Source organism: Larkinella insperata (assembly GCF_026248825.1).
GTDB lineage: Bacteria > Bacteroidota > Bacteroidia > Cytophagales > Spirosomataceae > Larkinella > Larkinella insperata.
The window spans coordinates 2939174-2954961 of the sequence record NZ_CP110973.1; the positions used below are offsets into that span (position 1 = coordinate 2939174).

Annotated in this window: 13 protein-coding genes; 6 read left to right on the top strand and 7 right to left on the bottom strand. The window is 52.3% G+C overall.

Annotated features, from left to right (window positions below; all coding sequences use genetic code 11):
* The first annotated feature begins 102 nt into the window (after positions 1–102).
* On the top strand, positions 103–2622 hold the full coding sequence (locus tag OQ371_RS11915) for a TonB-dependent receptor (protein ID WP_374761444.1): 2520 nt from the start codon (positions 103–105) through the stop codon (positions 2620–2622).
* 83 nt (positions 2623–2705) lie between these two features.
* Here OQ371_RS11915 and OQ371_RS11920 read toward each other — a convergent pair whose 3' ends face one another.
* Entirely contained in the window at positions 2706–3677 is a 972-nt protein-coding gene (locus OQ371_RS11920; protein ID WP_265993994.1) for an aldo/keto reductase, read from the bottom strand.
* Between the two features lie 139 nt (positions 3678–3816).
* On the opposite strand from OQ371_RS11920, the gene OQ371_RS11925 reads away from it, so the two are divergent.
* Together OQ371_RS11925 and OQ371_RS11930 are read left to right on the top strand one after the other, a co-directional pair.
* On the top strand, positions 3817–4116 hold the full coding sequence (locus OQ371_RS11925) for a putative quinol monooxygenase (protein WP_265993995.1): 300 nt from the start codon (positions 3817–3819) through the stop codon (positions 4114–4116).
* Positions 4117–4201: 85 nt separating this feature from the next.
* Entirely contained in the window at positions 4202–7777 is a 3576-nt protein-coding gene (locus tag OQ371_RS11930) for a carboxypeptidase-like regulatory domain-containing protein (protein ID WP_265993996.1), read from the top strand.
* A gap of 7 nt (positions 7778–7784) precedes the next feature.
* Here the strand turns inward: OQ371_RS11930 and OQ371_RS11935 are convergent, their stop codons facing one another.
* From OQ371_RS11935 to OQ371_RS11960, 6 genes are all read right to left on the bottom strand, one after another.
* A complete protein-coding gene (locus OQ371_RS11935; RefSeq protein WP_265993997.1) occupies positions 7785–8315 on the bottom strand; it encodes an acyl-CoA thioesterase in 531 nt (176 codons plus the stop codon).
* Between the two features lie 67 nt (positions 8316–8382).
* Positions 8383–9582, bottom strand: a complete 1200-nt coding sequence (locus tag OQ371_RS11940) for a DUF748 domain-containing protein (RefSeq protein ID WP_265993998.1) — start codon at positions 9580–9582, stop codon at positions 8383–8385.
* 107 nt (positions 9583–9689) lie between these two features.
* A complete protein-coding gene (locus tag OQ371_RS11945; RefSeq protein WP_265993999.1) occupies positions 9690–10457 on the bottom strand; it encodes a pentapeptide repeat-containing protein in 768 nt (255 codons plus the stop codon).
* Between the two features lie 133 nt (positions 10458–10590).
* Complete coding sequence (locus OQ371_RS11950) at positions 10591–10953, bottom strand: hypothetical protein (protein ID WP_265994000.1); 363 nt, start codon at positions 10951–10953, stop codon at positions 10591–10593.
* Positions 10954–11022: 69 nt separating this feature from the next.
* Positions 11023–11742, bottom strand: a complete 720-nt coding sequence (locus tag OQ371_RS11955; protein ID WP_265994001.1) for a PD-(D/E)XK nuclease-like domain-containing protein — start codon at positions 11740–11742, stop codon at positions 11023–11025.
* A 75-nt stretch (positions 11743–11817) separates the two neighbouring features.
* Positions 11818–12501, bottom strand: coding sequence for a hypothetical protein (locus tag OQ371_RS11960; RefSeq protein WP_265994002.1), 684 nt, complete (start codon positions 12499–12501; stop codon positions 11818–11820).
* Between the two features lie 306 nt (positions 12502–12807).
* Between OQ371_RS11960 and OQ371_RS11965 the strand changes: the two genes are divergently transcribed.
* From OQ371_RS11965 to OQ371_RS11975, 3 genes are all read left to right on the top strand, one after another.
* Positions 12808–13233 (top strand): helix-turn-helix domain-containing protein, encoded by a 426-nt coding sequence (locus OQ371_RS11965; protein ID WP_265994003.1) that lies wholly within the window; start codon positions 12808–12810, stop codon positions 13231–13233.
* A 9-nt stretch (positions 13234–13242) separates the two neighbouring features.
* Positions 13243–14001: a tyrosine-protein phosphatase gene (locus OQ371_RS11970; RefSeq protein WP_265994004.1), complete on the top strand. Its 759-nt coding sequence runs from the start codon at positions 13243–13245 to the stop codon at positions 13999–14001.
* A gap of 446 nt (positions 14002–14447) precedes the next feature.
* Complete coding sequence (locus OQ371_RS11975; RefSeq protein WP_265991496.1) at positions 14448–15779, top strand: UDP-glucose dehydrogenase family protein; 1332 nt, start codon at positions 14448–14450, stop codon at positions 15777–15779.
* The last annotated feature ends 9 nt before the right edge of the window (positions 15780–15788 follow it).

Below are 15788 nucleotides of genomic sequence, written 5' to 3' on the forward strand. Positions count from 1 at the left end.
GGATTTCCGGTTAGCCCCATCTACCCAACACAGGATCAATACCAAACACAATCCATAATGAAGCAAATTTTCAAGATAACTTTTTGGATAGGAGCGGTTCTTATGCCCGCAATCCTATTTGCTCAAAATCCACCCGTCATTAATTCAACCGTTTCCGGGAGAGTCGTTGACGCTCGTACGAGTGAAAACCTGATCGGCGCAACCGTTACCATCAAAGGCACTACCAACGGCGCGGCTACCGATGCGAATGGACAATTTAACCTGCTCACCGGGCAAAGGCTTCCTTTTACGGTCGTGGTATCCTTTATTGGGTATAAAACCCAGGAGCTTGTTCTGAACGATAATGACATTGAAATCAAACTCGAAGAAGGGGCTAATCAGCTGGAAGATGTTGTGATCTCTTCCCGTCGTCGGCAGGAAGCCGCCCAGGAGGTACCGATTCCCATTTCGGTGGTCGGTGGGCAGCGGGCCGAAGACGCCGGGGCTTTCAACGTAAACCGTCTCAAAGAGCTGGTGCCCACGGTTCAGTTGTACGCTTCCAATGCCCGCAACACAACGTTGAACATTCGGGGCCTGGGGTCAACCTACGGCTTAACCAACGATGGCGTAGATCCGGGAGTGGGTTTTTATGTCGACGGCGTTTATTATGCGCGTCCGGCGGCCACCGCCCTTGATTTTATTGACATCGAGCGCGTCGAGGTCCTGCGGGGACCTCAGGGAACCCTTTTCGGGAAGAACACCACGGCCGGAGCTTTCAACATTACGACGCGGGCGGCCAGCTTCACAACCGGGGCCAACATGGAATTAAGTTACGGCAACTACGGCTTTATTCAGGCGAAGGGATCGCTGACGGGACCGCTGAGTAAAAAACTGGCCGCCCGTGTTTCCTTTACGGGTACCCAGCGTAATGGCTTGTTCTACAACGCACATACCCAGTTGCCTATCAACGACGTTAACAACATCGGCATCAGAGGTCAATTGTTATACACCCCCAGCGATAACGTCCAGATCACGGTCATCGGAGATGTCTCTGACCAGAAGCCCACGGGGTACGGCTGGCCGGTAGCGGGCGTGGTTCCGACAAAGCGAGCCGCTTACCGCCAGTTCAATGCCATCATCGCCGATTTAAATTACAAACTTCCCTACACCAGTGCATTCGAGCGAATCGTCGACCTGGATACGCCATCGAAGGCAGATAACCAGCTGGGGGGCGTTTCGGTCAACGCCGACATCAAAATCGGAAATGGAACCTTGACGGCTACTTCGGCCTGGCGTTACTGGATCTGGACTCCCTTGAACGACCGCGATTACATCGGTTTGCCCGTCTTTACCATCTCATCCGGTAATTCCGTGCACGATCAGTGGTCGCAGGAAATCCGCTACTCCGGCAAGGTTTCCTCGAAGCTGAGTGGAGTGGTTGGGGTGTTCGGTCTCTGGCAAGATCTGAAATCCGATCCGGTGCAGACGGAAGAAGCCGGTTCTGCACAATGGCGGTTTGCCCAGAGCTCGACCAGCGCGCTCTGGAAAACACCCGGGTTGTTTGACAATTTCGGTATCCGGACCACCAACGAAATCAAGAGCACCAGTCTGGCCGTGTTTGCCCAGGCGGACTGGGAGGTGACCGACCGGATTCACATCCTGCCCGGTGTGCGCTACAACTACGACAAAAAGGTGGTGGATTACAGCCGCGTAACGTATGGCGGTTTGCAAACGACGGATCCGGCCCTGATCGCCCTGAAAAACGGCGTCTATACCAACCAGGCTTTCAACACGGATTATGCGCAGGGAAATTTCTCAGGACAGCTTTCTGTGCAGTACAAACACAGCACTAACTTCAACGCCTATGCAACGTATTCCGTTGGTTACAAACCCATTGGTGTAAACGTGGGTGGCTTGCCAACGGCCAACGGACGGGTTCTGATTGACCTGGCCAACGTGAAACCTGAATACGTCGACCACAAAGAGTTCGGGATAAAAACCAGACCGTCGGGCAACTCGGTGTTGAACCTCACCCTCTATCGCTCGGATATCAGAGATTACCAGACCCAGGTACAAACGCCGGAGCCGGGGGTAAACCGGGGGTATTTGGCCAATGCCGAAAAGGTGCGGGTGCAGGGGTTAGAAGTAGACGGTAATGTCCGTCTGAATAACCTGACCCTGAATGCTGCTGTAGCCTATACCGATGGTAAATATGTGCGGTTTACCAACGCACCTGTGCCCCTGGAAGAAGTAGGAGGGGAGCAGGCTTTCAAGGATGTTTCGGGGGGACGGCTGCCCGGTATCTCCAAATGGTCGGGTTCCGTAGGTAGTGAAGTAACCACCCGGGGCACCTTCATGGGCCTGAAAGGAAATTATTTCCTGGGTGTTGATGAATTTTTCCGGTCGGAGTTCTCGTCAAGCCCGTCGCCTTCGCAGTACCTGAACATCAATGGCTATGCGCTGACCAACGCCCGGCTGGGTTTCCGGGCTTCCAACGGCCTGACTTTCTTTCTGTGGGGAAGAAATGTCTTCAACAAAGATTACTATGAGCAACTACTGGCTGCTCCCGGCAGTTACGGCCAGTACGCCGGTATCGTGGGCGACCCACGCACCTACGGCGTAACCATACGGTACACGTATTAAGGAAAATTAAGAGGGAAGAGTTATGAGTGAAGAGTTAAATGCGTCCGCTAACTCTTCACTCATAACTCTTCATTTTTAACTCCCTACTGGCTCCACTCGGTTGGCGTGCGATCCCAGCGGTGGCCTTCCAATTGTTGAAGTAATTCGGGCGACAACCCTTTGGCATCGCTGGCGGCCATGTTGGCTTCTACGTTCCGGATTTTACGCATACCAGGAATCGTTGTGGCAACATCCGGGTTGCTCAGGATGAAGCGCAGGGCCATTTCCGGCATCGTCATGTCCGACGGAATCAGCGGTTTCAGCGCTTCGGCGTGATCAACGCTGGCGTTGAGGTTTTCCGGTACGAAGTACGTTGAGCGCCAGTCGTCGGCCGGGAAAGTGGTTTCTTTGGTCAGGGTCCCGGTCAGCGTGCCTTCGTCGAACGGAACGCGGGCAATGACGCCGATGTTCAGTTCGCGGCAAAGCGGAAACAGGTTGTCTTCCGGAGCCTGATCAAAAATGTTGTAGATTACCTGCACCCCATCGATCAGATTCGTCCGCAGGGTGTTCAGGCAATTGTCGGGTTCCCAACGGTTTACCGACAGTCCCCAGGCCTGTACTTTTCCCTCTTTGGTCAGCTTCGTAATGGCTTCCTTCCACTCGTCGCGGTCGGCCCAGCCATCTTCCCAGACGTGAAACTGCTGAAGGTCAATCGTCTCCACCCCCAGGTTTTTCAGGCTTTTTTCGGTGTATTCAACAATGTAATCGGCCGGAAAGACATCATCCAGGGAAAATTCCGGTCTGGAGGGCCATTTCCGGTTTTTGGGCGGAATTTTGGTGGCGACGTAAAGCCGTTTGTCGCTGTAGCGTTTCAGCAAATCGCCCAGGATTCGCTCGCTCAGCCCTTCGCCGTAGCCCCAGGCCGTATCAAAAAAATTGCAGCCCAGTTCCACGGAGCGGTTCAGGGCCTGATCGACCTCTTCCCGCTCGGAACCCGTCCAACCAGCTAGGCCCCACATGCCGTAACCTATGTCACTTACCTGCCAGCCAGTTCGGCCAAACGTACGGTATTGCATTGTTAGTGAAGAATTAAGAGTGATGAGTTAAGAATTTAAAACGCCTTTCGCTAAAATAGCGGACGGCTTTTACGAGTGGTTATGTTTGTCGCGCAAGATTTAACGCTTAATTCTTAACTCCTAACTCTTCACTAAAATAATGTTGGTACGTATTGTTCGGATGGCTTTTCAGGAAGGAAAAACAAGTGAGTTTCTGGCCCTGTTTGATGCGTCGAAGCAGCGCATTCGGGCGTTCCCCGGTTGTCGGCACCTCGAACTGCTCCGGGATCTCGACCAGCCGACTGTTTATGTCACCTACAGCCATTGGGAGTCGCCGGAAGCGCTGGAGCAATACCGTCGTTCGGACCTTTTCATAACGACCTGGGCGGCCACCAAGGCGCTGTTTGCCGACCGGCCCGCGGCCTTTTCATTGGAAACCGTAGAAACGGTTAGCCTGTGATGTAAAGCGAAATAGGCACTTTTAGGTTTTTAGTGGTATTTTGTAGGGAAAATCTTATTTTTAAGAACTTCTATTCCTAAGCCCTATGAACGCCCTTGTTGCCAGCAGTATGCTCCGACTGACGGCTGTCTGGTTGTTGGCCGGTCTTTTGTTGACGAGGGGATGGGCACAGGGGCCTACGGCAACCCTGACTGGCCGGGTCATTGACGGGCAAACCAAACAACCGCTCCCGTTTGCCAGCGTCTACCTCAACAATTCCACCCGGGGAACCACAACGGATGAAAAAGGGAATTACCGGCTTACCAACGTTCCGCTCGGCACCGTTGAGTTGGTTGCTTCGTTTCTGGGCTACCAACCCGTTCAGCAGTCCATCCGGTTGGAAAACAGCCGGGAGCGTGTGGTTAATCTAACGCTGAAAAGTGCGGGGGTGACCCTCACCGATGTCACGGTCAAAGCCCGGCGGGACAAGACCTGGGAGCGGAATTTCCGGACCTTTGAACGGGAGTTGCTTGGCCGGACCCCTTTCCGAAGCCAATGCGAAATCCTGAATCCGAACGCCCTGCGATTTACGGACGAACGCCATCGGCTGCGGGCCACGGCGACCGAGCCGGTGCTCATCGAAAACCGGGCGCTGGGCTACCGCATTCAATACGACATGCAGTATTTTGAGGTGATGGACAATGGAGCGATGTATTTCGCCGGTGCTACCCGTTTCGAAGAACTGAGGCCCACGGACAACCGACAGGCCGAACGTTGGCGGAGTAATCGCCAGCGGGCTTATAGCGGTTCAACCCGCCACCTCATTGCCAGCCTGGTTGCCGGAACTTACGAGAAAGAAGGTTTTATGGTGTACCGGGTCAATCCCGAATACCCAAAAGATCCCGGCAATACGAGTCTGTTCCAGGACCTCAACCGCCATTTGCTGCCCGTTCAGATCGATTCCCTGATTCGGCCGGGACGCTTGGCGTTTGAACGGAAACTCGTGACGGCAACTCCTCTGAAGGTTTTGTACAGTCGGACTTTCTCGGTGGAATCGCCCTACCGCGATGCGCCGTATGCCTTTACCGAATTCCGGTTTCCGCAGGGCATGAGCGAAGTGACCGTCGATGGCCGGGTGACGCTGCCGCTTGGTATGCTGGCGATGGGCTATCTGGGCAATGACCGGTTTTCGGTTCTGTTACCCGCCGACTGGCAACCCAGCGCTGGTAACGTCAAAACAGATTCCGTGGAAATACCCCCCACCGAGGGCCACATTTTGGCTACGGATTACCGGCTTGACTCCCTGGTGCGGCACTGGAAGCAGGCGCATCCTTACCAGGCTCCCACGGTATTTGCCCACATCGACAAACCGTTCTACCTGACCGGCGACCGGCTCTGGCTGAGCGCGTATGTACTGGAAGCCAGCACGTACCAAACGCTGTTTGGCGAAGGCGCTTTGCACGTCGATCTGCTGACACCAGGCGGCAAGGTGGTGCAACACCAGTGGCTGCGCATCCGTGAAGGTCGGGCGGTGGGCGATTTTCGGCTTTCGGATACATTGAAAACCGGTATGTATCAGCTCCGCGCTTACACCGACGAAGATTACGCATCAATCCGCCCGGCTTTTGAACGCTCTGTTGCCGTGTATAACCTCCTGACCAGCGCGACTACCCGCCAACAGCCGGAGGCAACCGCCCAACTGGACGTTCAGTTTTTACCAGAAGGAGGGCGCTGGGTGGCCGAATTACCAAACCGATTGGCTTTTAAAGCCGCTGGTCCGGACGGGCGCGGACAAACCGTGTCGGGTCGAATTGTGGACGGGCAGGGGCAGCCGGTGGCTACCCTGACGAGTAATCCGTTGGGAATGGGCAGCGTGCTGATCAGGCCAAAAGCCGGGCAGACGTATCAGGCCGAAATTCAGTACAACGGATTAACCCAACGAGTTGCGCTACCCGCCGTGGAGCCGGAGGGCTTCGTGCTGACGGCGGATGCGGTGAGCGATACAACCGGATTGATGATCCGGATTCTGGCCAACCTGCCCCAGTCCGATCCGGTTGTGTATCTGACATTCCAGAGTCAGGGGCAATTGGTGCAACGAGCCAAAATGAAGTTACAGGATGGCAAAGCCTGGCTAAACTTACCGCTCTCGGTGCTGCCCGCCGGTCTTTGCCAGGTCACTTTGTACGATGCTTACGGTAAGCCCCGGGCGGAGCGACTGGTTTTTGTGCGGGAACAAACCGCGCCCATCCGGGTCAACGTAACTGCCGACAAATCGATTTATACGCCCCGTGAACGGGTTGTGTTGAACCTGAAGCTGGCCGATCAGCCGGAAACTCCGGTGGTAGCCCTGCTTTCAGCTGCCGTAACCGATGCCGACCAGGTTCCGGATGACTCCAGTACTGCGGATTTTCGGACTCATCTGTTGCTGACGGGCGATCTGCGCGGACGCGTCGAACGGCCCGGTTTTTTCTTCAAAGACACCACGCTGGCAACCCGTCGGGCACTTGATGATCTGCTTTTGACCCAGGGCTGGCGCCGGATCGGGCTGCGGCAACCGGAAACGCCGGCGGATACACTAGGGGGCGTGGTGTTCAGCGGGCGCGTGGTGGACGAGAAAGGCAAGCCCATTCCGTATGCCGAGCTTCTGGTAGCCGCTCCGTCGTCCAGACAGGCCATTCCATCTTCCGTCGGAACCAACCGTTACGGACGGTTTCGGATGGCGGGTTTGGGTGTGACCGATACTCTGCAACTGCTGGTTCAGGTGATGAACAACCAGTTCAAAGCCATCAAAGGAACCGTTGAAACCGATACAGCAGGCAGCGTTTGGTCGGCAGTGAAGCCGGTTTTTGAGCAGGATTCACCGGATTGGCGGCAGTTTCAGCAACAACTCGAAACGGCCCGGCTGCGGCAGGAGTCTGATCAAAAGCTCTATCGCGACCGGCAAACCAGGCAACTCAAAGAAGTCACCATCAGGGCGCAGCGGCCGCGTCCTGAACACATTGAGCGCATGAGTTTGCACGGTACGCCCGACGCCCTGATTCTGTTTGACGAACGGTCGCAGTCTTACGCCAATGTGTACGAAATGATTCGGGGCCGGGTGCCGGGCGTTCAGGTGACGCAAAACTCCCAGGGCAACTACAGCGTAAACATCCGGAATGCCGTATCGTTTGGTGCGGGTAATTCGGCGCAGAGCCAGCCTCCGCTGTATATTCTGGACGGGTCGTATCTGACCGAAAGTCAGGACGGGAATGTCCTGCTGGGTTTGAGCCCCAACGATGTGGAACGAATTGAACTATTAAAAAGCGCTTCCACGACGGCCATATACGGTGCTCGCGGAGGAAACGGCGTTATTGCGTTCTATACCAAACGCGGGTTTACCCAGAAAAAGACCGCACCCGGCATTGGGCTTAATCAACTACCGCTCATTGGTCTTGCGCCCCAGCGGGAATTTTACGTTCCGCGCTACGAGGACTCGTCGGGCACGGCTCTGGCCGAACCGACTGCGCCGATCGACCGCCGGGATGTTCTGTACTGGAAACCGTTGATGCAAACCGATTCGAAGGGGAATACCAATCTGGCGTTCCCGCTTTCGGACGTAGTCCGGACGCTTCGGGTCGTTGTGCAGGGCATTACAACCGAAGGCCGGCCGGTGGTGGGCGTAACGAAGTTGAGGGTGCAATGATCGGGTGTTACGGAGTTTGGTCGCCGACTCCAAACAGAGCGCGCAGTTCCGTTGCATCCTGCGGTTTCATTCGCCCGGCCAGGACCAGACGCAGCTGCCGACGCCGGAGCGCACTCTTGAACAGTTCGTGCTCTTCCTCGGTTTCGGGCGTTACCGGCGGCACCTCAATGGGTCGTCCGTTCTGGTCGACGGCAACAAAGGTGTAAAAGGCCCGATTGGTGCTGACGCGCGTTCCCGCCGGAATATCTTCGGCCCATACTTCGATATTCACCTCCATCGATGAATTAAAACCGCGTGTGACCTTGGCCTGCATTGTTACAATATTGCCAAGCTTTATAGGCTCCGAAAAGGAAACATTGTCTACGGAAGCCGTTACTACGATGCGGTTCGAATGCTTTTGGGCGGCAATGGCGGCACAAATATCCATCCAGTGCAGGAGCCGGCCGCCCATCAGATTGTTCAACGTATTGGTATCGTTTGGCAAGACCATCTCGGTCATGGTGGTCAGCGACTCGCGGGCGAATTTAGGTTGAAGCATGGTTTAAATGATCGGAACAACAGAAACTACGTCGTGCAGTTGCGAAGCTACGGGTTTTCCGGCTTTCTCAACGGTCTTTCTCTTTTTTCCGGGCTTCTTTCCGTTCCTCGCGCTTCTGCTGGCGCTCCTGTTTGCGCTCTTCCCGTCGTTCTTTGCGCTCGGCTTTCTTTTGCGCGCGCTTTTCCTTGAAATCCTGTTTTAAATTTTCAACAGCATCTTTGAACGTGACGGTATTGTCGAATTCGGCGGTGAATGCCTTCACGTAGGCGTTACGCAGCACCCCGATGATGATGGTCCAAACTTCCGTTTCGGTATTGTCGACGGTTCCCCGGATGGGTATGCGGGTGGCAACCTGGTCACGTTTCTGATTTTTGAGAATAGCCTTACCGCCTTCGGCCAGCAATTCCGTAAAAAATCGGCCAACCGTACGTTTATCACCCGGTTCCTTTAACTTGAAAATCTTCATGTCCTTGGTCAGCGGTTTGAAATAGCCGACAAATTTACCGTCGTACATGGCCATCTCGCTGATCACACTCACCGTTCCCCTTTCAAAGTCAACATTGCCGTATTCCCGCGCCAGATCGTTGAGTTTTACCAACTGAAGGTTGTTAAGGCTCAGGTTATAATTGAAATCCGGAAAGGCCTTCAGCAAATTCATCCCTGCCCCCAGTTTCATCGTTCCGCCCCAGCCCGGTACATCGCCCGAAGCCGTAACGGGGGAGGGCAGACGGCTTTGTTTGTCTTCCACGTTACGGATATTCCGAATTTCTACGGCAACTTTCTCCAGCGAAAGATTGGTTTTTGTGGCTTCAAAAAGATTGAGCAAATCGACTTTACCGCCGTAAACCGCAAAGCGGTTGATTTGAATCGGCAATAAATCTTTCACCAACTTCGTCCAGTCCAATTCTTCACCGGTTTGGCTGACTTCTTCGTTATCGCTGAACGAAAAGTTAAGCTCAGGCTGGTAACATTCCACTTCACCCACCAGGGCTCCCTTGAACAAAGATTCCCACTCAACCGAAAGGTCTATTTTAGGCACAAAAAGAAAGGGCTCCTTGATCTTTCCGTTGATTTTGCGGATGCGCAGGTCCTCAATCTGGTACGCACCCCGGATCAGGGCAATGTTTACATCTTCAACATGGCCCGTGTAGGAGCCCATGTCGGCCATCATTTTATTGAGATAGCGTAAAACAAAATACGGCAGCAGCAATCTGGCGACGATCAGCAAGACGATCAGCGCCAGAACAATTTTCGTGGATCGTTTCAAAGCAACAAAGGTTAATGCTGCTTATAAAACCCAAAAGTGGCGGAAGGGTTATACGCAGCCCCAGCCTTCAGTCCGTATTTTTGGCAAATAAAGGCCACGGTTACGGGCTACCGGAGGGCTGGCGAAAATTTTCGACCGTTGAGCGTTGCGTATTTGAAGTCGGCCGGACCGTCGAAAACCGTGTCTTCGAAGCTGGAATTGCGCGGTAGACGGGTATATTTGAAATCCGCCATGCCGTTGAAGCGTGCGTTTTGGAAAGTAGCCCCCTCGTCGAATTTTGTGTATTTGAAATCGGCGTATTCCTCAAACCGCGCTTTACGGAAGGCAATATCTTCCTTAAAGGCCGTGTATTTAAAGTTAGCCAATGCTCCAAAACGAACGTCTGCGAAGTCTGCGGCTGCCCGGAATCTGGCATACTTAAAATTGGCTTCTTTCCGGAAGCTGGAGCCGGTGTACAGTGCCCGTTGTTTAAAATCAGAGTATTTGAACTCCGATTCCTGCTCGAACTTACAGTTTTCAAACGTTACGGCTTCGTTAAAGTGGGTTGCATAAAGGATACCATTGCCTTTTAGCCGTACGGGTTCAAGATTTTTATAAGCCAGAAAGGCCCCCCTGAAGGTGCAGTTCCGAAACGTGATGGGGGTTTCAACGACGCTTTCATAGGCTTCGTTGGTGGCCCAGCGGTTGTCGCTCACCCGTCTTTTGTTGTCCAGTTCGGTTAGGTCAAGGTCGCCGGTGATGGTTGCGTTTTCATACGAAACCGTTTCACGGCGGTTGATTTTGTCCAGAATCTCTTTGGCGGTAACGGTGCGTTGCGCCCAGGAGGGCAGAAGAGCAGTCGCAGCCAGCATCAGGGCAGTCAGTAGAGTTTTCATCGAGGAGTTGATCTGTTTATTTCAAGGATGAAAATCAACCCGAAAAGGTTGCATGACCTACTGCGAACTAATTTTCGGTCAAAAAAAACGCCCTGACGTAGATCAGGGCGTTTACATAATTGAATAAGAAGACTTACGGAATCCAGATTGCTTTTTCGTAAGCGGTGGTGTAATCCAGTTCTTCCAGGGGTACAAACTCGGCAAATTTTCCGGCTTCATCCAGCCGGATGGCGTACCATAAGCCCGTGGCATCGCGGAGCAAAAGGCGGTAGCCGTAGAGCGGGTGGTACGTATGACCGTCGGTGCGGTGATCCCAGCCCGTTTGTAGTTCAATGGCGAAGGCGATTTGTGCCAACGCTTCGTCGATGTATGCCATTAAGCTGCCAAAACCGTCCAGTTCTTCGATCCAGATCACCAATCCGTCGGTTCCCCAATCGAATAACGGATGGGAAGCAGACTGTTCGGCAGGAATGGTTATAACTGTCTTGTCTGTCATGATTGTATATAGCTAAAACGTTGGTTATAAAACCGTTGTTCCTCTGGAAGCGGTTTTTTGCCAACTATTTTAAGATGCCTGCCGTAGCCAGGGCGTGGCATTTACCTGCTGTTGTTCGTTCCATTTGCGCAGCCAGAAACGGTATTTTTTTCGGCCGTACTCCACAAAGTCTGGAATCGACGTTGCGTCGATGGCGAAAAGCCGGTGCGGTTTCTGTTTCTGAACGCCGATGAGAATAAACCGAATCTGCCGGGTTTGATCCCACTCCCGGCTATCGGCGTGGCGCAGGCCATCGATGTAGAAAGCCGCCTGTCGGTCGTAATCGTAATCGTAACAACTCTGCAAAAACTGGCTTTGCGTCCGGGCCGACGTGGTTTTAAAATCCAGAATCAGCGCATGACGGCTTTTCGGGCTGGTATATACCATATCCAGCCGCGCTTTGCAGGCCAGTTCCGTCAGCGGATCGGTAAACAGAACCACTCGTTCCCGCTCCGATTTCCGGAGGTAGCGACGACAGAACGAATCCCGCCGGACCTGCTCCGTCAGGTGCTCCAGCCGCCCTGATTCAACCGGTTTGAGATCGGGCAGAAGCTGCTCGATAATTCCGCCCACGCTTTCGGGTTCCAGCAGATGCGAATGAAAGGCTCGCCCAAACTGCAGAGCCCGTTGCCCAATGAACCGGTTGGTTCCCAGAAACTCTTCTTTCAGGCGGGTTAAATCAGAATTTGAAACGCGCGGAATGGAACGATAGTCAATGAGTTCGGTAATCATAACGGAATTGGATTTCATGAAATGAAACAGGTAATCAGCCCGCGTTTAGGGAGGTGCGTTGCCGCTTCTGCCAAACATCGGGCTGGCGACGGCTTAATAATTCAACAGGTGAATTCCGTTGCTTGTCAACAGATCTTCACTGGGGTTGTTGAATGGGTTGTAGTAATTGAAAGCCGTTTTAATCGTGGCAATATCCGTCAGGGTTTCCTGGCGGAAGATTTTTGCTGACTGACCAAAAGCCTTCATTTTTTTCGTCTGCTCCGGGTCCGCCAGCCGGTAGCTGAAATTGGCGACGTAGTAAACACCTTTCGGCTGAATTTTGGTATTCTCTTTCCGCTCGGCGGTGGCAGTTACTACCACATCGGCCAGTGTCAGGTCGTCGTAAAACAGGGGTTCGATCAGCCGAAAGATGTTGTCGACCGAGTATCCATGGAACAGAATTGCCGAAACGCAACTTTTTTCGTCGACGAAAAATAGTTCGGCCCAATTTTTGGTGCCCATGTTCAAAATATTATCGGTAAAGATACGCCAGGCAATTGGCTGAAAAGTCAGGGTCCGGCCATCGGCGGAACCACCTAGTTTTTCGGTTCCATTGATGTTAAAAATGCCTTCTTTAGCGTCAAAACGGTATTGACGGGGGTGTCCTTCCAGGTATTTAAACTGACCAACGGTCGAATTACTAACGACTTCATCCGTCACCTTGCTAACATTCTGATAAAGTTTCACTTCCAAACCATTTTGATTTGTTGCGCCGGTGTTGTTTTTTTGTGTGTTCATTAGTATTTGTTGTTTACTGTTCGGACAGGGGGACCGCTATGCGATCCCTTTTGCCTTTTTACGGGGTCTATATTTAAGTTTAAATATACATACTTTTGTGTATAATACAAAATCGTATACAAAAAGGTTGCTGAAAACTTATTCTGGTTGATACCGGCTTACAGGAGCTACTTTATTTCTCCTCGTTTTCTATTATATGCTATCGCTGACGAATAGGTTTTGAGTTCATTTTCACGCTCTAAAGAGACGCTGTAGAATTAGTGGAATGAAATATTACATAGTTTTGTGTAAGTTCTTGCTTGTCGTATGCCTATTGGTGACCGCTTACAACAGTTGATTGATGCGCTAAATATCAGTGCACTGGAGTTTGCCCGGCAGCTAGGCGAAAAACGGGGTGAGAAAATATACCATATTCTGCATGGACGTCTGAAGCCGCGTTACGAGACCTTAGAGAAAATACTGCAAACGTACCCCGACCTGAATGCCGACTGGTTGCTGCGGGGAGAAGGACTCATGTTTCGCACGTTGCCGCAAACGCCCCTGTCAGCTCTTACGTTGGACGACCGGCTTCGAAATATGGAGTTTCTTTTGTTTCAGTTAAACGAACGTGTAGCTTTGTTACAGCAAACCAACGACTTACTTCAGCAGGAGCTCGAGCAGGTCGTTAGTCAACATAAAGTCATCAATCTTTCATACGTTAATCACCGGTCGGATTTGCCCACAGAAGGCTGATGAAGACAGATGGCTTCCTTTGAATCTATGTTCTCATTTTTTAAGCGTCGGCCGGAAAAGGCCACAGTTTCGGATTTCGGATTTCTGGGGGTTGATATTCACTCGCATCTCATTCCCGGGATTGATGACGGCGTTCCCGACCTCGAAACTGCTCTGACCTGTTTACGGTCTTTTGAAAGCCTGGGATATAAAAAGGTGATTACGACACCGCACATTATCCGTGATTACTATCCCAACAATAGCGATATCATCCGGCGTGGTTTGGACGAACTCCGTCATGCCATGGCCGAAACCGATCTGACCATTCAGGTTGAAGCGGCTGCCGAGTACCTAATTGACGATTATTTTGTAACGCAGCTTCAGGCTAACAACCTAATGACGTTTGGCCCAAATTATGTGCTGGTCGAATTATCGTTTGCCATTGCGCCAATGAACTTAGACGATATCATCTTTCAGATTCAGACAAGAGGTTACCAGCCCATTCTGGCGCATCCCGAACGATACTCATACTTCAAAGACCAGCCTGAGCGTTTCCATAAGCTGAAGGAACAGGGTTGCATGTTGCAGCTAAACCTTTTGTCACTGGTTGGCCAATATGGAGGCCGGGCGCAGCAGCAGGCTAAGCAGTTGCTGGACGAATCGCTGATCGATTTTGTTGGTTCGGATTTGCACCGAATTCGGGATGGAGAGAAGTTAGGGCAACTGCTGCAATCCAAAGAACTAGCTTTGATACAATCGCATACCTTTATGAATTCCTCGTTGCTTTAACTTCTAGTTACTTTCAATGCGGATTTGAATGACTCCATTATTACTCTTAGGTAATGTTTTTATATTTATTTAAGACACTTCACGATACGGCATAGTTTTTGTTTTATTGTCTGGTAAATAAATAAAAGTCAGTAAGACAAATTTTCCACTCCAATCATTTTTCAAACTGTAATATCATACAATAAAATAGATTTGTTGTATTATACAAATTTTTCCTCTCTGTCCAAGCCGAAATTGTTGCAATTTATTAAGTTAGTGTCTTTTTGGATATTTAACTTTGAAGGGCAGTAATGAAACGGCATCTCTGAACGGTTGTCTGATTTTAGCGCTTTATTTGCACATTAAACAGGCCAGCCATCTATTATCGTACGGACATAAATTGATAGAATTTTTCCGTTCGCTTATAATTGAGTACCTATTCTATTATCTTATATTTATTCAATGTTATGAAAATTGCAGTTGTAGGAACTGGTTACGTGGGACTCGTGACCGGCACCTGCTTTGCCGAAACCGGCAACCAGGTTACCTGTATTGACATCGACCAACGCAAGGTCGAAAAACTCAACAATGGCATCATCCCCATCTACGAACCCGGTCTGGATGTCCTCTTCAACCGCAACACCGCCGAAGGACGCCTGAAGTTTACGACCAACCTGGCCGAAGGCATCGAAGGCGCCGAGGTCATCTTCCTGGCCCTGCCCACTCCGCCGGGTGAAGACGGATCGGCCGACCTGAAATACATCCTCAAAGTGGCCGGCGATCTGGGCCAGATCATGAAAGAATACGCCGTCATCGTCGACAAGAGCACCGTGCCGGTGGGCACCGCCGAGAAAGTCCACGAGTACATCTCGCTGGCGGCTCAGGTGGAGTTTGATGTGGTGTCCAACCCCGAGTTTCTGCGCGAAGGCGTGGCCATCGAAGACTTCATGAAACCCGACCGCGTGGTGATCGGCACGCAGTCGGAGCGGGCCAAGGCCATCATGACCAAGCTCTACGCTCCGCTGGTGCGCCAGGGCAACCCCGTTATCTTCATGGACGAGCGCTCGGCGGAGATGACCAAGTACGCGGCCAACTCGTTTCTGGCCGTCAAGATCAGCTTCATGAACGAGATTGCCAACCTGTGCGAGAAGGTAGGAGCCAACGTCGATGATATCCGCCGGGGCATCGGCACCGACAGCCGGATCGGCAAGCGGTTTTTGTTTGCCGGCATTGGCTACGGGGGCAGCTGCTTTCCCAAGGACGTGCAGGCGCTGGCCAAGACCTCTGAGGAGTACGCCTACGACTTCAAGATCCTCAAGTCGGTCATGGAGGTCAACGCTCAGCAGAAGACCAAGCTGTTGCCGGTGATCAACCAGCACTTCAACGGGGATCTGCAGGGCAAGACGATTGCGGTGTGGGGGCTGGCCTTCAAGCCCTACACGGATGACATCCGGGAGGCCCCGGCCCTGGAGAACATCCAGGCGCTGCTGGCGGCCGGAGCCAAGGTGACGGCCTATGATCCGGAAGCCATGGAGAACGTCAAGCAGGTGCTGGGCAACCAGATCACCTATGCCCACACCTCGTATGCGGCCCTGGACGATGCCGATGCGCTGGTGATCATGACCGAGTGGCCGATGTTCCGCACGCCGGAGTTTGGCAAGATGGCTTTGCTGTTGAAGAACAAGGTGATCTTCGATGGTCGCAACCTCTACGAGCTGGATCAGATGAAGGAGTTGGGTTACACCTACTACAGCATCGGACGGGAAGCCATCGGTACGGATGTGAAGCAACCCGCCTAAGTAAAACAG